Here is a 17,163-nt window from a genome sequence, read left to right on the forward strand (position 1 = left end):
ACGTTTTAGAGCACGTCCAAGATTCTCCTTCATTTCGGGCCGGATTTGCTCTATTGGCAGGATAATTCGTGCTTAGACGAGAATGAAGGCAGGACCCCATGGACAAGTTCGTGAAGTTGACCGGCGTCGCAGCGCCCCTCCCGGTCGTCAATGTCGATACCGACATGATCATCCCGAAGGATTATCTGAAGACCATCAAGCGCACCGGCCTCGGCAAAGGGCTCTTCGCTGAAGCCCGCTACAACGAAGATGGTTCGCCGAATGAAGATTTCGTGCTGAACAAGCCGGCCTATCAGAACGCCAAGATCCTCGTCGCCGGCGACAATTTCGGCTGCGGTTCCTCGCGCGAGCATGCGCCGTGGGCGTTGCTCGATTTCGGCATCCGCTGCGTCATCTCGACCAGCTTCGCCGATATTTTCTACAACAACTGCTTCAAGAACGGCATCCTGCCGATCAAGGTCAGCCAGGAAGATCTCGACAAGCTGATGGACGACGCCTCGCGCGGCTCCAACGCCATCCTGACGATCGATCTGGAAAACCTCGAAATCACCGGCCCGGATGGCGGCTCGCTGAAGTTCGAACTCGACGAGTTCAAGCGCCACTGCCTGCTGAACGGCCTCGACGATATCGGCCTGACGCTGGAAAAATCCTCCGCGATCAACGATTTCGAAAAGACGAACACCGCATCGCGCCCCTGGGCCGCCTGATCGGTTTATCATCATCGTTTGCGTTTCAAAGCCGGGCCTTATAGCCCGGCTTTTTTTGTTTTTAGTCTTTTGAAAAGACGTACCTTTTCACCCGCTGTAATATGTTCGACAAGAAGCAGGTCCATATAGGCCTGCCGAGGCCCTCTGGCCTCTCTCCCACCCCAATTCCTCTCCACGCAATGGAGCCTCCCCATGACCTCCCTTCCTATTGTTGGCGCCGCCATGACGCTTGACGACGTCGAAACCCATCGCAACTGGCTGCTCGAAAAGCCGCGCGATCTGGAGCTGCAGAGCTTCGTCGAAGCCGAAATCCTCAACGGCGACTGGGCTCCGCTTGCCGAGCGTGCCCGCAAGCTGCTCGACGGCCATCAGGGGCGCCTCGGCATCCACGGCCCGTTCTGGGGCTTCATCATCGCCTCACAGGATCCCGACATCCGCGCCGTCGTTTCCAAGCGCCTGCTGCAGGCACTCGACGTCTGCGCCAATATCGGCGCTACGCAGATGGTCATCCATAGCCCCTATACGTCTTGGTCCTACAACAACCTCGACAACAACAAGGGCGAGCGCGAGAGGATCATCGAATATACGCATCAGACGCTGAAGGAAGCCGTCAAGCGTGCCGAAGACATCGGGCTCACCATGGTCATCGAGAATATCGAGGACAAGGATCCCCATATCCGCGTCGGCCTTGCTGACAGCTTCAATTCGCCGGCCGTCGCCGTTTCGATCGACACGGGCCATGCCCATTATGCCCATGGCTATACGGGCGCGCCGCCGGTCGACTATTACGTCCACGCCGCCGGCAACCGCCTGCAGCATATCCACCTGCAGGATGCGGACGGCTATGCCGACCGTCACTGGAGCCTCGGCGAAGGCAACATCCACTGGCGCGCCGTCTTTGCCGCCCTTGCCAAGCTCGACAGCAACCCGCGTCTGATCATCGAGATCAAGGACAAGTCGAAGATCCCGGCATCCGCCGCCTACCTCACTTCGCTGGGTCTGGCCGAATAAAGCATAAGGCAAAGCAAACCACCCGCGCTCATGGTTCGAGACGGCCCTTTGGGCCTCCTCACCATGAGGGCTCATCCTCTCGCCCAGCTTATAACTTACCCACCCTCATCCAGAGCCTGTCGAAGGATTGGAGCGGACATGACCGAGCAGAAAAGGTAGCCCTCACCCTGAGGAGGCCTAGAAGGCCGTCTCGAAGGGCGAGGGCGGATGGCTGCTCTCAAAAGCCCGAGAACCGTACCGTTTCGGCCCCTTCCTCGCTTGAAAAGCCGCATTTGCAGGTCTAAAAACCCCGCAACTTTTCTCTCGCGGAGGCTTTCCCATGACAGTGCGCAATCTCTTCCTTCTGCCGGGCGACGGCATCGGCCCCGAGGCCATGGGCGAAGTCCGTAAGATTATCGCCTATATGAACGAGGCGAAGAATACCGGCTTCGTTACGGATGAAGGCCTTGTCGGCGGTTGCGCCTATGATGCGCATGGCGCGGCGATCTCCGATGCCGATATGGAAAAGGCGATGGCCGCTGACGCCGTGCTCTTCGGCGCCGTCGGTGGTCCGAAGTGGGATGCGGTTCCTTATGAAGTGCGCCCGGAAGCCGGCCTGCTGCGCCTGCGCAAGGATCTCAAGCTGTTCGCCAACCTGCGTCCGGCCATCTGCTATCCGGCGCTGGCATCCGCCTCCTCGCTGAAACCGGAGCTGGTCGAAGGCCTCGATATCCTCATCGTTCGCGAACTCACCGGCGGCGTCTATTTCGGCGAGCCGAAGGAAATCATCGATCTCGGCAACGGCCAGAAGCGCGGCATCGACACCCAGGTCTACGATACCTACGAGATCGAGCGCATCGCCGGCGTCGCCTTCGAACTGGCGCGCACCCGCAACAACCGCGTCTGCTCGATGGAAAAGCGCAACGTCATGAAGTCGGGCGTGCTCTGGAACCAGGTCGTCACCGCCACGCATAAGGAAAAATATTCCGACGTGCAGCTTGAGCACATGCTCGCTGACGCCGGCGGGATGCAGCTCGTGCGCCAGCCGAAGCAGTTCGACGTCATCGTCACGGACAACCTGTTCGGCGACATGCTGTCCGACGTTGCGGCCATGCTCACCGGCTCGCTCGGCATGCTGCCGTCGGCTTCGCTCGGCGCCCCCGACGCCAAGACCGGCAAGCGCAAGGCGCTCTATGAGCCCGTGCATGGCTCGGCACCTGATATCGCCGGCAAGGGCATTGCCAACCCGATCGCCATGATCGCCTCCTTCGCCATGTGCCTGCGCTACTCCTTCGGCATGGTTGCCGAAGCCGATGCGCTGGAAAAGGCGATCGCCAACGTGCTCGACAGCGGCATCCGCACCGGCGACATCATGTCGGCTGGCAGCCGCCAGGTCGGCACCGCCGAAATGGGCGACGCCATCCTCGCCGAGTTCAAGGCCCTGTCGGCATAATCTCCGCCATAAATCGCCTACTATATTTCACGTGAAACATGCGCCCCGCCCTTCACCCGAAGAGCGGGGCTTTTCGTTGTGGCGAGCTAGACCAGAGCATTTCCGTTCCAGACGGAGCCATGAAAACGCTCTATCTCTTTGTTTTCATGCAATTCCCGACGCAAGACCGCTTCATACTTTTGCTGGAGTTGCTCAAATTTGCGTCATGAGCGATCATCCGCCTCCATGTCACAATTCTTTAGAAGAGTTGTAACAAGTCGCTGTTAAGCGTCATCTCTGATTGGACATAAAATCAGGCGGTGGGTATGCAAGGGATCTTGGCATCTCTCGATCGGCGTTGGCGACGCAGCGATGCGGCGCTTGCGCCATGCCATTGGAAGACCTGCCTGTTTCTGACAGCCAATATTGTGCTGCTCTCTGCGCTCCTGTTCGATTGGCCGGTCGGTGCCGCCCTGAAGAGCCTTTCTCCCACCATTCGATTTTTCGGGGGAATGCTGACCGATTTCGGCGATTCCGGCTGGATCATCATCGTCAGCGCCTTCCTGTTCTTCGAAGGCTGGGCTGCCAGCCGTTTGCTGCGCTCGCCGCGCTGTCGCGGCCGGGCGCTGCGGATCTGCCAGATCGGCGGCTACCTGCTAACGACGATCGTACTGTCGGGCCTGCTCGCCAATATGCTGAAGCGCGCCATCGGTCGTGCCCGCCCGACACATTTCGCCGATTGGGGCCCTTTCGGCTTCTCGCCCTTCAATGGTCGCGCCAGCTTCGAGAGCTTCCCGTCGGGCCATGCCACGACCATCGGCGCCCTGTTTGTGGCGCTTGCCCTGCTCTTTCCGCGCTACCGCTACATCTTCATCGCCTGTGCCCTGTGGCTGGGGATCACCCGCGTCATGGTTGGTGCACACTATCCGAGCGACGTCATCGCCGGCCTTGCGCTGGGTGGATGGTTCTCCTTCATGACGGCCATCGTCTATTCCCGCTATGGTATCCTCTTCCGCATCAACGCTGCCGGCCTGCCGACCCCGAGATGGCCTCTGTTAAAGCGCGGAATGTTCCAGGGCCTGCGCCTGCCGCGCCGTCAGAGAATGCTCAATCAGATCACGGAATGACGCCACATGCGTGACCGGACACGACAATCCCCTCGGTCCGCTGCACCGCAATCTTCATCTGCCGCCCCATAGCAAAGGTTGCCAAGGTCACCGCGCATTCATATATCTGACGTCGTGCAGGCCATAAGAGCCAGGCAACTCGTTTTCACTTCCGCTATGATGAACCCATGGATGCAGCTCCGATACATTTGAGCGAAAGGCAGCTTGGATTGATTTCCCGGGCGCTTGCCGAGCCGCGCCGCGTGCAGATGCTCAAGGCGATCGGCAGCCGCGCCCAGCCCATGCCGTGCAGCCTTCTGAACGAATGCCATGCCGTCAGCGCCGCAACCATGTCGCACCATATCAAGGAACTTGAAAACGCTGGGCTCATCGAGATCCAGCGCGAGGGCAAATTCGCAAGCCTCGTGCTGCGCCGCGATACGCTGAACGCCTATATGGCCGAACTCTCCAAGATCTGACGATTTCGTTAGCCTATAAACATTTTTGACTCGGCTCTTGTATCAATTAGATGATTATCTAAATATCGAAGTGACGATGCGAAACAATCTCCGGGTCGCATGCGCCAAACAGTTAGACAATCATAAAACTATCTAACAATTTCCGAAGGAAAATGACATGAGCAAATTGGCAGGCAAGGTCGCGATCGTGACTGGAGCATCCAAGGGTATCGGCGCCGGCATCGCCAAGGCGATGGCTGAAGCGGGCGCATCTGTCGTGGTCAACTATGCATCGAGTCGCGAAGGTGCTGATAAGGTGGTGGCAGATATCGCGGCCAAGGGCGGCAAGGCGCTCGCTGTCCACGGCGACGTTTCTAGATCCGAAGATGTCAAACGCCTCTTTGCGGAAACGAAACAGGCCTTCGGCGCCGTTGACATCCTCGTCAACAATGCCGGCGTCTATCAATTCGCACCGATAGAAGAGTTCACCGAGGAGGAATTCCATCGCGAGTTCAATATCAACGTGCTGGGCACGCTTTTGACCACACGGGAAGCCGTCAAGCATTTCGGCCCGCAAGGCGGCAATATCATCAATATCGGCTCCAACGCCGTCAGCATGAACCTGCCGACCGCTTCGGTTTATACCGCAACCAAGGCCGCCGTGGATTCCATCACCAAGATCCTCGCCAAGGAACTCGGCCCCCGCAATATCCGGGTCAACAACCTGGCCCCGGGCGGCGTCGAGACTGAGGGCGTCGTCGCCGCCGGCTTTCTCGGCAGCGACTTCGAAAAGCATCTCGTCTCCCAGACGCCTCTTGGCCGCCTCGGCCAGCCGACCGACATCGCCCCGGTCGCCGTCTTCCTCGCTTCGCAGGACGCCGCCTGGGTGACCGGCGAAACCATCTATGTCGGTGGCGGCCTGAAGTAGCCATCAATCCCAGCGCCGTCCCGACAAGGGCAGTGACTCCGGCGCGGCATAATCGCACGCTGCGCCGGTATGTTAGCGGACAATTGCCAAACCGGCTCATTTCCCTATTTAGTAAAGCTGCTCGGGTTTTCCGCGTAACAGCGCAGTCGACCATGCCGCCAAGAGCATTTCCTCTGCGACATCGATAAACAGACCCTGTCTTCAATGCGATCCCACGCAGCAGCTGATGTCATCGAACTCCCTTAAGATCCGCCGGCGATCGCTGTCGTGAACAACAAACGGAGGACGCCTTTATGAATACCGCCAATACCAAATCGAAATTAGGTACTCGCACCAATCTCAGCGAAGACGCGACACGCGATATTTCCGCGGCGCTGACAGCGCTTCTGGCAGATGTCTTTGCCCTCTACCTGAAGACCAAGAATTTTCATTGGCACATGAGCGGCCCGCATTTCCGCGATTATCACTTGCTCCTCGACGAGCACGGCGATCAGATCTTCGCGATGACCGACCCCATGGCAGAGCGCGCCCGCAAGATCGGCGGAAACACACTGCGGTCGATCGGCCAGATCGCCAAGCTCCAGCGCATCCCGGATAATGACGCTGAGTATGTCGACCCGCAGGACATGCTTGCCGAACTGGCGGATGACAATCTGAGGCTTTCGGCCGAAATGCGCGCCGTTCATGACGTCTGCGACGAATATGGCGATGTCGCCACGGCGAGCCTGCTTGAAAACTGGCTGGATGAAACCGAACGCCGCACCTGGTTCCTGTTCGAGATCACACGCAAGCCCAACCGCTGATATGAGAAAGCCGCCGCCTTCGAACACGATAAGTTGAAGGCGGCGCGCCGTGCCTTCGGTTTCCTCGCACGCGCCCCGGCAAAAGCGAGGAAATCCTTGACTCCTGTGGAAAACATCTTAGAACCGGCGACGGAAAAGGAAGACTTCCATGGTTCGCTTCGAACAGATCGACAGCTTCAGTCACCTGGCTGGTTATGCCGGGCGGGATGTCTATTTTCCGGTTTCTTCCAAAACCATGGCCAAAACGACGACGAAAACCGTCTGACGTCTCTGGCCTGCCGCTCTCTCCCCGGCTCGGCTGGGGACAGGAACCGGTCGTAATGGCTACGGTTCCCCCCTTCGCCCAAGAGGAGAGAAGAGAAAGAGAGCTTGAGAAATGGGTTTCAAAGTTGCAGTAGCGGGCGCGACCGGAAATGTCGGCCGCGAAATGCTCAATATCCTGTCTGAACGCGGCTTTCCGGCCGATGAGGTCGTAGCGCTCGCATCCGCACGCTCGCAGGGAACAGAAGTTTCCTTCGGCGACCGGACGCTGAAAGTTTCCAACCTGGAAAACTACGACTTCTCCAACACCGACATCTGCCTGATGTCGGCCGGCGGCGAAGTCTCGAAGAAGTTCTCGCCGAAGATCGGCGCCCAGGGCTGCGTCGTCATCGACAACTCTTCCGCCTGGCGCTACGACGCCGACGTACCGCTGATCGTGCCGGAAGTGAATCCGGATGCCGTCACGCAGTTCACCAAGCGCAACATCATCGCCAACCCGAATTGCTCGACTGCGCAGCTCGTCGTCGCGCTGAAGCCGCTGCATGATTTCGCCAAGATCAAGCGCGTCGTCGTCTCGACCTACCAGTCCGTTTCCGGCGCCGGCAAGGATGGCATGGACGAACTTTTCAACCAGACCCGCGCCGTCTTCGTCGCCGACCCGATCGAGGCGAAGAAGTTCACCAAGCGCATCGCCTTCAACGTCATCCCGCACATCGATAGCTTCATGGAAGACGGCTACACCAAGGAAGAGTGGAAGGTCCTGGCTGAAACCAAGAAGATGCTCGACCCGAAGATCAAGGTAACTTGCACGGCCGTGCGCGTCCCCGTCTTCATCGGCCATTCGGAATCAGTCAACATCGAATTCGAAAACGAGATCACTGCCGATCAGGCCCGCGACATCCTGCGCGAAGCACCGGGCTGCCTCGTCATCGACAAGCGCGAAAACGGTGGCTACATCACGCCTTACGAATCCGCCGGCGAAGATGCGACCTATATTTCTCGTATCCGTGAAGATGCGACCGTCGAGAACGGTCTCAATATATGGGTCGTCTCCGACAATCTGCGCAAGGGCGCCGCTCTCAACGCCATCCAGATCGCCGAACTGCTCGTCAATCGCGGCCTGATCAAGCCGCGCAAGCAGGCTGCATAAGCATTTCTAAACCAATTTACGGTTTATAAACCTTGTTTAGCTAAGCAAGACTACATGGAAGCCTCGCCATTTCGGACCGAAAGGCGGGGCTTTTTTACAAATACACTTGGCGGTCTGTTTCACGTGAAGCAAAAATACTGATCGCTAAAATGTATTAATGACATGACGGTCGGATGCTGGCATGGTCCAGTGATGACTAGGCCGCGCATGAGCCTGAAGATTGGCGGGTTTATGCGCCTTCCAAAAACGGTTACCGCGTTAGCAGCGCGGTGAGAATTCGGGGACACTGAATGCGCATCACAAAGTCTGGAATGGCAGCTCTCGTCGCGGGCGGGCTGCTGCTCGCCATGCCGATTACGGCAAACGCTGCATCCTGCGGCAACACATCTGCCGGTTTCGAGAATTGGGTGCAGGAATTCAAGCGCGAAGCGCAGGGACAGGGCGTCAGCCCCTCCGTCCTCGACAAGGCCTTCGCCAACGTTCATTACAACCAACCCACCATCCGCGCCGATCGCGGCCAGAAGAGCTTCAAGCTTTCCTTTGAGGAATTCATGAAGAAGCGCGGCGGCCAGACGATCATCAATCGCGGCAAGAGCATGAAACAGGCCAATGCCGCGCTCTTTGCCAAGATCGAGAAGCGCTTCGGCGTCCCCGCCGGCCCGATCATCGCAATCTGGGGCATGGAAACCGGCTTCGGCAGCTATATGGGCGACCAGCATACGCTTTCTGCAGTCTCCACCCTTGCTTATGACTGCCGCCGTTCTGCATTCTTTACCGAACAGCTTTATGCCGCCCTGAAGCTCGTGGGCGAAGGCTATCTCAGCCCGTCGGCGCGCGGCGCGGCGCACGGCGAAATCGGCCAGACGCAGTTCATGCCCAAAAACGTCGTGCTTTACGGCGTCGATGAAGACGGAAACGGCCGGGTCGATCTTGTGGGATCACGTGCAGACGCGCTTGCCTCGACGGCGAACTTCCTGCGCGGTCACGGATGGCAGCCAGGCGCCGGCTATCAGCCCGGAGAACCGAATTTCTCTGCCATTGCCGGCTGGAACGACGCCAGGGTCTATCAGCAGGCAATCGCCTATATCGGTCAGCAGATCGACGGCAGGTAAGCTCAACGCTTGAATCGAAAAGGCGCTGCAACCGGACGGACTGCAGCGCCTTTTCTTTTGACCCAACTCTATCCACCGGACGTGGAGGCGACCTTAAATCTCCGGTCGGATGAAATCCCTGGTATTCTGGTCCATGATCCATAGTTCGCCGGTCGAAATATCGAACCACGCACCGTGCAGGTTCAACTTGCCCTCTTCCTCGCGCGCCTTGATTTCCGGGAAACTGCGAAGATTGTTCAGTGAATTTCGGATCGAAATGCGCTCCAGTGCCGTCTGACGTTCGGTCTGCGTCATGATGTCATTGCTCTGGATCTGCTCGGCGGCAGGCTTCAGCAGCGCCATCCACCGGCCGATGAAGTCGCCCGGCGACAGCGGTTCGGCATTGGGGTCGAGGGCGGCGCGGATACCGCCGCAGCGACCGTGCCCCATTACGACGATGTCGGAGACCTTCAGCGACAAAACCGCGAATTCGAGCGCTGCCGAGGTCGCATGGAAATTGCTGTCCGGCTCATAGGGCGGCACCATATTGGCGACGTTTCGGATGACGAACAGCTCTCCCGGTCCTGCATCGAAGATGATCTCCGGCGCCGAGCGGGAGTCACTACAGGCAATCACGAGCGTAGACGGATTTTGACCGAGCTCCGCTAGATTGCGATAGCGCTCGCGCTCATCGACGTAACGCCCGCTCATGAAGTTGCGATAGCCGTTCAGAAGGGTGTCGGGAAACCTTTGCATGATATGGAATTACAGCGCACCGGGGCGGATGGCAACTGCTGCGCTGCAAAAAGCGTTAACCGTTGCGAAACCCTATTTTTTCCGCCGTTGAGCCGGGTGCACGAGATGACGAAGTTGCACCATTGCCATCGGCGTCGAAAGGCTCGCTGAATCGACGGCAAGCGTCAGTTCGTTGCTGCCGCGTTTGACGGCGCGCGCCAACACTTCATAGACGCTTGCGGTCGTCAGTTGCAATGCCCGTTCTTCATCCATGCCGGACAGGAGACGCGACAGGAACAAGGCACCCAGCAGATCGCCGAGCCCATTTGGCGCACCTTCTATACTGCGATGTTCGGCAAGCAGCGCGTTTCGACCGCTGAGATAGAGGTTTCCGATGCCGCCGGCCATCATCGGCACCGCCGACGTCACCAGCATGCGCGAAGGCCCCAGCGCGAGCGCAGCCTCCATGATGGCATTATTGTCCTCAAGCGGCGCACCGGCGAGCCAGGCAAGCTCGTAACGGTTCGGCGTCGCCAGCGAGGCGAGCGGAATAAGATGGTCGCGGATCGCCTCTGCCGTGGCAACCGGCACATAAAGCCCACCGGCATCACCGATCACCGGGTCGCAGGCATAAAGAACGTCCGGGTTTTTCTCTCTCAGCGCTTTCACTAGCTTCGCGACGGAATGTGCCTGCGCGGCATTGACGAAATATCCTGATAGCACGGCTTTGACTTCGGAAAGCCAGGGAGCGGCAATGAGATCGTCGATCGCATGATCGAAATCCGCTTCGTTGAAGGTCAGCCGCGTCGAACGGCCATGGCCGGGATGCCATGGCAGAACAATGGTCGGCAGCGCCCAGACAGGGTGCCCCAGCGTTTCAAGCGCAAAGACCGCGGCGCGATTGCCGACGGATCCACGGACGACATGGCTGGAGATGACGATAACGGCGCCGGCCGACACTTGCGACATGATGCTTGCTTTCAAGTTCAGGGCTTCAACTGCAATCAGATCGTTGATGGTCCCTTTGGCGGCACTCTGTCAACGGCACTTCACAGAGTCATGAAAGCCTCTGTTGACGAACTGATTCCATCAATTTCTCGTCGACAATATCCGCTTTTTGCCGGGATCACGCATTCCGGCAAGTTTTTTAAAAAAACGGCCCAAAATCAGTCCGAAACGATCCAAATTGGCAATCTTTTTGCCAGTTTTTTCGCTAAACGTTCTGATACTGTGGTCAAAATTCGAAAATCGGGAGGAATTCCATGGCGCCCAAGACCAATCCGAAACGGGAAAAACAGATCGAAGCGGCACAGAAAATTGCCGCTGCGACGGGCGGGGCTCACCTCGACCCCGAAATCCTGTTCGGCCGGGCTAGCAACGATGACATGGGGCGTTACAGCCCGGACATGCTGGCTCTTGCCGCAGTTCATGCTGCCAAGGAACTGGCAGCCTGGAGCAAGACAGCTCCGCGTGTCAGCATCGAGCAAGTGGCCGGCATCGAGCCCGATGGCGTCGCCGTGTCGATCCTCTCGATCACCGACCACAACATGCCGTTCCTCTACGAATCAGTCATGGGAGAGGTCAGCAGCAGCTACCGCGATCTCTACATGGCCGTGCACCCGATCCTCGTCATGGAAGAGGGCAAGGCGGCAGGCCTTTATTCCGCCGATCATCCGAGCGATCCCGCCCATCGGGTCAGCCACATCCAGCTTCATCTCTCTCCGCTGACGGCAGCGCAAGCAGCGGACCTGGTCAAGCGGGTGCAAACCGTGCTCGATCAGACACATCTCGTCGTTTCCGGCTGGAAGCCGATGCTGTCGCGCCTGGATACCGTCATTTCGGAGCTTTCCACCTATGAGGCGGCAGGACGCCGCAAGAGCGATCGCGACGAGGCGCTTGCCTTCCTTGCCTGGTTGCGCGATGGCAACTTCACTTTCCTCGGCATGCGCGAATATGTCTATTCGGGCAAAGGCGCCAATGCCACGATCGAGCGTGACCGCGGCGCCGGCCTCGGCATTCTCTCCAATCCCGACGTCCGCGTGCTGCGGCAGGGTAAGGACGCCGTCACCACGACGCCGGAAATCCTCGCCTTCCTCAACGGTCCGGATTTCCTGATCGTCACCAAGGCCAACGTCAAATCGATCGTGCATCGCCGCGCCTATATGGATTATGTCGGCATTAAGCGCTTCGATTCGGAAGGCAATGTCACCGGCGAGCTGCGCATCGTCGGCCTCTTCACCTCGACCGCATACACCAGCGCTGCTGCCGAAGTGCCGCTGCTGCGCTCGAAGGTGCAGAAGGTCAAGGATCACTTCGGCTTCGACCCGACAAGCCATTCCGGCCGCATGCTCGACAACACGCTGGAATCCTACCCGCGTGACGACCTCTTCCAGATCGACACCTCGCTGCTGGCAAACTTTGCCGAACAGATCAACGATCTCACCGACCGGCCGCGCGTGCGTGCATTGCCGCGCATCGACCATTTCGACCGCTTCGTTTCGGTGATCGTCTATGTCCCGCGTGAGGAATATGATTCCGTCGTCCGCGAGAAAATCGGCAACTATCTGAAAACGGTCTATGACGGTCGCGTCTCCGCCTATTACCCGGCTTTCCCGGAAGGTGGCGTGGCGCGCGTGCATTTCATCATCGGCCGCAGTGCCGGCAAGACGCCGCATGTTTCGCAGGCCGATCTCGAAGAGGCAATCCGCGCCATCACCGCTCGCTGGGACGAGCGCTTCGTCATGCTGGCAGGCCCGAAAGCGCCGGCCATCTCCGTTAGCCAGGCTTTCCAGGAAGCCTTCTCGCCGGAAGACGCCTTTGCCGATCTGCCTGACATCATTGCCACGGCCGGCGCCGAACCGATCCGCATCGGCTTCTATATCCGCAAGGACGAGACCGGCGACATTCTTTCGCTGAAGATCTTCCACGGACAGGGCAACCTGGCGCTGACGCGCCGCGTGCCGCTCCTGGAAAACCTCGGTTTCAACGTCATTAGCGAGCGCACCTTCGATATCTACGTCACGGCCAAGGACGGTTCGACCGGCCATGTCGTGCTTCACGACATGGAACTCGAAGCCCGCAGTGGCCTGACGATTGATCTCGCCCGTCACGGCGCAGCATTGGAAGAGGCCTTCCTCGCCGCTTTCGGCGGCACGATCGACAACGACGCCTTCAACAGGCTGATCGTCTCCGCCGATCTCTCCGCCCGCGAAACCAACGTCCTGCGCGCCTATGCCCGTTATCTGCGCCAGGCCGGCATCGCCTATTCGCAGGATTACATCGCCGCGACGCTTGACAAATATCCGCGCATCGCTGCCTCGCTCTTCCGCCTGTTCAGCAACACGCTCGACCCGAAGCTCAGCGACAAGAACCGCACGAAGAAGCTTTCCGAGCTGCACGAGGCTATCGAAAGCGAGCTCGCGGACGTGCCGAGCCTGGACGACGACCGCATCCTGCGGCGCTACGTCAACGCCATCGACGCGACACTGCGCACCAACTATTTCCAGAGGAACTCGGACGGCACGCCGAAGGCCATGCTTGCCTTCAAGCTCGATCCGAAGCTGCTGGACGGCCTGCCCGAGCCGCGGCCCTTCCGCGAAGTCTTCGTCTACGGCGTCGAGGTCGAAGGCGTGCATCTGCGCTTCGGCAAGGTGGCGCGCGGCGGTCTGCGCTGGTCGGATCGTGCGGAAGACTACCGAACCGAAGTGCTGGGCCTGGTGAAGGCGCAGCAGGTCAAGAACGCCGTCATCGTGCCTGTCGGCGCAAAGGGCGGCTTCTATCCGAAGAAGCTTCCGGTCGGCGGTAGCCGCGACGAAATCTTCAACACCGGCCGCGAGGCCTACAAGACCTACATCCGCACGCTGCTGTCGATCACCGATAACATCTCCGGCGCCGATATCATTCCGCCGGCCGACACCGTGCGGCTTGACGGTGACGATCCCTATTTCGTCGTTGCTGCCGACAAGGGCACCGCCACTTTCTCCGACACCGCCAACGCACTGGCGCAGGAAGCCGGCTTCTGGCTGGACGATGCCTTCGCCTCGGGCGGCTCGGCCGGCTACGACCACAAGAAGATGGGCATCACCGCCCGCGGCGCCTGGGAAACAGTGAAGCGACATTTCCGCGAAATGGACATCGACATCCAGACGACGCCATTCAACGTCGTCGGCGTTGGCGACATGTCGGGCGACGTCTTCGGCAACGGCATGCTGCTGTCTCCGAAGATCCGCCTGCTCGCTGCCTTCGACCATCGCGACATCTTCATCGATCCCGATCCGGATATGGAAAAGACGCTGGCCGAACGGCAGCGCCTCTTCAACCTGCCGCGCTCGAGCTGGCAGGATTTCGACAAGTCCGTCCTGTCGAAGGGCGCCATGATCATTTCCCGCTCAGCGAAATCTGTGACACTGACCCCGGAAGCGGTTGCCGCCATCGGCATCGACAAATCGGTCGCAACGCCCTTCGAGATCATGACGGCGATCCTCAAGGCTCCGGTCGATCTGCTGTGGTTCGGCGGCATCGGCACCTACGTCAAAGCCCCGTCCGAAACGGATTCGGAAGTCGGCGACCGTGCCAACGATCCGATCCGCATCGCAGCCGACGAAGTTCGCGCCAAGGTGATCGGCGAAGGTGCCAACCTCGGCGTCACGCAGAAGGGCCGTATTGCCTACGGTCTCAAGGGCGGTCGCTGCAACTCTGACGCCATCGACAATTCCGCCGGCGTCAACACCTCGGACGTCGAGGTCAACATCAAGATCGCGCTGGCTTCCGCCATGTTCGACGACCGGCTGACGCGCGCCAAGCGCGACACGCTGCTCGCCTCCATGACCGACGAAGTGGCCGTGCTTGTCTTGCGCAACAACTACCTGCAATCCCTGGCGATCTCGCTGACGGAGCGCAAGGGCACCGGCAACGGCCTGGAACTCAGCCGCTTCATGAGCGTGCTGGAAGCGGCAAAGCAGCTCAACCGCAAGGTCGAGACCCTGCCCGACGACCAGACCTTCGCCGAACGCTACGCCAACGGCCGGCCGTTGACGCGCCCGGAAATCGGCGTTCTGCTCTCCTACGCCAAGATCGTCCTCTTCGACGCGCTGGTCGCCAGCGACCTACCCGACGATCCCTACTTCGCCGCAACCCTCAGCCGCTATTTCCCGGCCAAGATGCAGCGCTCGAACGCCGCCGATATCGAGACGCATCGCCTGCGCCGCGAGATCATCGCCACGGCGCTCGCCAACGAAGCGATCAATCGCGGCGGTCCGGGCTTTGCAGTCAGCATGATGGACGCGACAGCGGCATCGGCGGCCGAGGTGGTCAAGGCGGCTGTGGTCGCCCGCGACGGCTTCGATCTCGACCGGCTCTGGAACGAGACGGATGCGCTTGACGGCAAAGTCGGCGGCCAGATGCAAAACCGCGTCTATGGCGAGATTACCGAGGTCTACACGGTGCTGACCCGCCTGCTCCTGAAAACCGGTGCAGCCAAGGGTGACATTGAAGAGACGGTTAGCCGGCTTCGAGCAGCACTGAAGAAGCTGCGGCCCGTCTTCCTCACCCACATCCCGACGGATTTCGCAGCGGAGATCACGGCACGCGAAGCGGAATATCTGGCAGCGGGCCTGCCTGAGAAGCTGGCTTCGGAGATCGCCACGATCTATGCGCTCGTCCTCGTTCCGGAAATCATGCAGATCGCCGAGCGTACCGGCGATACGCTGAACCGGGCGGCGGAAAGCTATTTCACCGTCTCGCAGACCTTCCGCGTCGGCCGCCTGCTGCTAGCCGGCAACCGGATCGTCACCGGCGATCACTATGAGAGCCTCGCGCTTGCGCGCAGCCTCGACCAGATCGCCGGCGCCCGCCGCGATATCGTGATCTCCGCACTGTCCAACCACCCGAAGGACAAGCAGCCGGTTCAGGCATGGCATGCGGAAGACCGTATCCGCATCAATCGCATCGCCGAAGAGCTCGGCGGCCTCAGCGAAAGCGGCGATCCCAATCTCGCCCGCATCACCGTTGCCGCCGGCCTGCTCAGCGACCTTGCGAACGGCCGGGCAAGGTGACACAGTCCGCCCCGACCCGGTAACGGGTGAGGGAGCAAGGGGCTGGATTTGGTGACGACCGAGATTGACAACGACGTGCCGGCAAAAGTGCCGGCGCGAGGCATTTGGGGCTGGATGTTCTTCGACTGGGCGGCTCAGCCGTTCTTCACCGTCGTCACTACCTTCATTTTCGGCCCCTATTTCGTCGCGCGGCTGACTGCCGATCCCGTCTCCGCCCAGACGACATGGAGCAACATGGCGACGATTTCCTCGGTGATCATCGCCATTCTCTCCCCGGTGCTCGGCTCGATCGCTGATCAATCCGGCGCTCGCAAACCGTGGATCGCCTTCTTCGCCGTCATCAAGATCGTTAGCCTTGCGTGCCTCTGGGGCGCAGCGCCCGGATCGCCTGTCATCTATCCCGTCATTTTCATGATCCTGGCTTCGATCTCGGCCGAATTCTCGATCGTCTTCAACGATTCGATGATGCCCCGGCTAGTCGCTAAGGACGATGTCGGCAGGCTGTCGAACGCTGCCTGGGGGCTTGGCTATCTCGGCGGCATGATCGTGCTGATCACCGTCGTCGCGCTGCTCGCCGGCAACCTGCAAACCGGCAAGACCATCCTCGGCCTGGCGCCGCTCTTCGGCCTCGATGCCTCACTTGGCGAGGATGCACGCATCACCGGGCCGATTTCCGCCGTCTGGTATCTCGTCTTCATCCTGCCGATGTTTCTCTTCACGCCGGATGCTGCTCGCGGCCTGCCCCTTCGCGCGGCCGTTCGTACCGGCTTGCAAGAGCTATCCGCAACCCTGGGCGAGTTGAAGCGGCGACGCGGCATCAGCCTGTTTCTTCTTGCCCGCATGGTCTATCAGGACGGCGTCAACGGCCTGCTTATTCTTGGCGGCACCTTCGCCGCCGGCATGTTCGGCTGGGCGACGATCGAGATCGGCATCTATGGCATCATCCTCAATGTCATCGCCATATTCGGCTGTTTCGCCGCCGGCTACGTCGACCGCTGGCTGGGCTCGAAAACGACTGTCGTCATCAGTCTGACGCTGCTGCTGGTCGCCACCTTCGGCATCATCTCCACAGGCCCCGGCTTCACGCTTTTCGGCCTCGTTCCGCTTTCCACGGTCAGCACTGGCGGCCTGTTCGGCACAGCAGCGGAAAAGGCTTATATCGGTTACGGCCTGTTGATCGGCATCGCCTTCGGCCCCGTGCAGGCCTCCTCCCGCTCCTATCTCGCTCGCAGCGTAAACCTCTCGGAAGCCGGGCGCTATTTCGGCATCTACGCGCTCTCGGGCCGCGCCACCAGCTTCATGGCAACGTTGTTCTTTTCGCTGGTGACCCATTTCAGTGGTTCTGCCCGCCTCGGCATGGCAACGCTCGTCATCTTCCTTGCCGGCGGCCTTCTTCTTTTGCTGCCGACGCCCTATCCGGCCGACAAAACAGCGAAGTAAGCAAAGAAA

Annotated in this window: 13 protein-coding genes; 11 read left to right on the forward strand and 2 right to left on the reverse strand. The window is 59.8% G+C overall.

Annotated elements, in window-relative coordinates:
* The first annotated feature begins 98 nt into the window (after window positions 1-98).
* The 9 genes from leuD to GGD46_RS14285 all read left to right on the forward strand — a co-directional run bounded on the left by leuD (window position 99) and on the right by GGD46_RS14285 (window position 8,947).
* The gene (gene leuD, locus GGD46_RS14245) at window positions 99-707 is read left to right on the forward strand and encodes a 3-isopropylmalate dehydratase small subunit (protein WP_184704855.1); all 609 of its coding nucleotides are present in this window, start codon (window positions 99-101) and stop codon (window positions 705-707) included.
* Between the two features lie 192 nt (window positions 708-899).
* Window positions 900-1,718, forward strand: a complete 819-nt coding sequence (locus GGD46_RS14250; RefSeq protein ID WP_184704857.1) for a sugar phosphate isomerase/epimerase family protein — start codon at window positions 900-902, stop codon at window positions 1,716-1,718.
* Window positions 1,719-2,037: 319 nt separating this feature from the next.
* Window positions 2,038-3,150 carry a 3-isopropylmalate dehydrogenase gene (gene leuB, locus GGD46_RS14255; RefSeq protein WP_184704859.1) on the forward strand — a complete coding sequence of 371 codons (1,113 nt, stop codon included), beginning with the start codon at window positions 2,038-2,040 and terminating at the stop codon, window positions 3,148-3,150.
* A gap of 305 nt (window positions 3,151-3,455) precedes the next feature.
* Window positions 3,456-4,256 (forward strand): lipid A 1-phosphatase LpxE, encoded by an 801-nt coding sequence (gene lpxE, locus GGD46_RS14260; protein ID WP_246806300.1) that lies wholly within the window; start codon window positions 3,456-3,458, stop codon window positions 4,254-4,256.
* A gap of 167 nt (window positions 4,257-4,423) precedes the next feature.
* Window positions 4,424-4,714, forward strand: a complete 291-nt coding sequence (locus GGD46_RS14265) for an ArsR/SmtB family transcription factor (protein WP_184704861.1) — start codon at window positions 4,424-4,426, stop codon at window positions 4,712-4,714.
* Window positions 4,715-4,871: 157 nt separating this feature from the next.
* Complete coding sequence (locus GGD46_RS14270; protein WP_184704863.1) at window positions 4,872-5,621, forward strand: SDR family NAD(P)-dependent oxidoreductase; 750 nt, start codon at window positions 4,872-4,874, stop codon at window positions 5,619-5,621.
* 293 nt (window positions 5,622-5,914) lie between these two features.
* The gene (locus tag GGD46_RS14275; RefSeq protein ID WP_184704865.1) at window positions 5,915-6,424 is read left to right on the forward strand and encodes a Dps family protein; all 510 of its coding nucleotides are present in this window, start codon (window positions 5,915-5,917) and stop codon (window positions 6,422-6,424) included.
* Between the two features lie 376 nt (window positions 6,425-6,800).
* Window positions 6,801-7,835 (forward strand): aspartate-semialdehyde dehydrogenase, encoded by a 1,035-nt coding sequence (locus GGD46_RS14280; protein ID WP_184704867.1) that lies wholly within the window; start codon window positions 6,801-6,803, stop codon window positions 7,833-7,835.
* Window positions 7,836-8,125: 290 nt separating this feature from the next.
* Window positions 8,126-8,947 carry a lytic transglycosylase domain-containing protein gene (locus tag GGD46_RS14285; RefSeq protein ID WP_184704869.1) on the forward strand — a complete coding sequence of 274 codons (822 nt, stop codon included), beginning with the start codon at window positions 8,126-8,128 and terminating at the stop codon, window positions 8,945-8,947.
* Between the two features lie 93 nt (window positions 8,948-9,040).
* On the opposite strand, the gene GGD46_RS14290 is transcribed toward GGD46_RS14285, so the two are convergent.
* Both GGD46_RS14290 and pdxY read right to left on the reverse strand, forming a co-directional pair.
* Complete coding sequence (locus tag GGD46_RS14290) at window positions 9,041-9,682, reverse strand: carbonic anhydrase (RefSeq protein WP_184704871.1); 642 nt, start codon at window positions 9,680-9,682, stop codon at window positions 9,041-9,043.
* Between the two features lie 72 nt (window positions 9,683-9,754).
* Entirely contained in the window at window positions 9,755-10,630 is an 876-nt protein-coding gene (gene pdxY / locus GGD46_RS14295; protein ID WP_184704873.1) for a pyridoxal kinase PdxY, read from the reverse strand.
* 293 nt (window positions 10,631-10,923) lie between these two features.
* Here pdxY and GGD46_RS14300 point away from each other — a divergent pair, with 293 nt between their 5' ends.
* Together GGD46_RS14300 and GGD46_RS14305 are read left to right on the forward strand one after the other, a co-directional pair.
* Window positions 10,924-15,714, forward strand: a complete 4,791-nt coding sequence (locus tag GGD46_RS14300; protein ID WP_184704875.1) for an NAD-glutamate dehydrogenase — start codon at window positions 10,924-10,926, stop codon at window positions 15,712-15,714.
* Window positions 15,715-15,762: 48 nt separating this feature from the next.
* Window positions 15,763-17,154 (forward strand): MFS transporter, encoded by a 1,392-nt coding sequence (locus GGD46_RS14305; protein WP_184704877.1) that lies wholly within the window; start codon window positions 15,763-15,765, stop codon window positions 17,152-17,154.
* Window positions 17,155-17,163: the final 9 nt, after the last annotated feature.

The sequence above is a fragment of the Martinezella lusitana genome (assembly GCF_014207095.1).
GTDB lineage: Bacteria > Pseudomonadota > Alphaproteobacteria > Rhizobiales > Rhizobiaceae > Rhizobium > Rhizobium lusitanum_B.

Bases quoted from the DNA above. Each gene is read 5' to 3' on its own strand.
- leuD (WP_184704855.1), top strand. From the start codon at position 99: ATGGACAAGTTCGTGAAGTTGACCGGCGTCGCAGCGCCCCTCCCGGTC.
- GGD46_RS14250 (WP_184704857.1), top strand. From the start codon at position 900: ATGACCTCCCTTCCTATTGTTGGCGCCGCCATGACGCTTGACGACGTC.
- leuB (WP_184704859.1), top strand. From the start codon at position 2,038: ATGACAGTGCGCAATCTCTTCCTTCTGCCGGGCGACGGCATCGGCCCC.
- lpxE (WP_246806300.1), top strand. From the start codon at position 3,456: ATGCAAGGGATCTTGGCATCTCTCGATCGGCGTTGGCGACGCAGCGAT.
- GGD46_RS14265 (WP_184704861.1), top strand. From the start codon at position 4,424: ATGGATGCAGCTCCGATACATTTGAGCGAAAGGCAGCTTGGATTGATT.
- GGD46_RS14270 (WP_184704863.1), top strand. From the start codon at position 4,872: ATGAGCAAATTGGCAGGCAAGGTCGCGATCGTGACTGGAGCATCCAAG.
- GGD46_RS14275 (WP_184704865.1), top strand. From the start codon at position 5,915: ATGAATACCGCCAATACCAAATCGAAATTAGGTACTCGCACCAATCTC.
- GGD46_RS14280 (WP_184704867.1), top strand. From the start codon at position 6,801: ATGGGTTTCAAAGTTGCAGTAGCGGGCGCGACCGGAAATGTCGGCCGC.
- GGD46_RS14285 (WP_184704869.1), top strand. From the start codon at position 8,126: ATGCGCATCACAAAGTCTGGAATGGCAGCTCTCGTCGCGGGCGGGCTG.
- GGD46_RS14290 (WP_184704871.1), bottom strand. From the start codon at position 9,682: ATGCAAAGGTTTCCCGACACCCTTCTGAACGGCTATCGCAACTTCATG.
- pdxY (WP_184704873.1), bottom strand. From the start codon at position 10,630: ATGTCGCAAGTGTCGGCCGGCGCCGTTATCGTCATCTCCAGCCATGTC.
- GGD46_RS14300 (WP_184704875.1), top strand. From the start codon at position 10,924: ATGGCGCCCAAGACCAATCCGAAACGGGAAAAACAGATCGAAGCGGCA.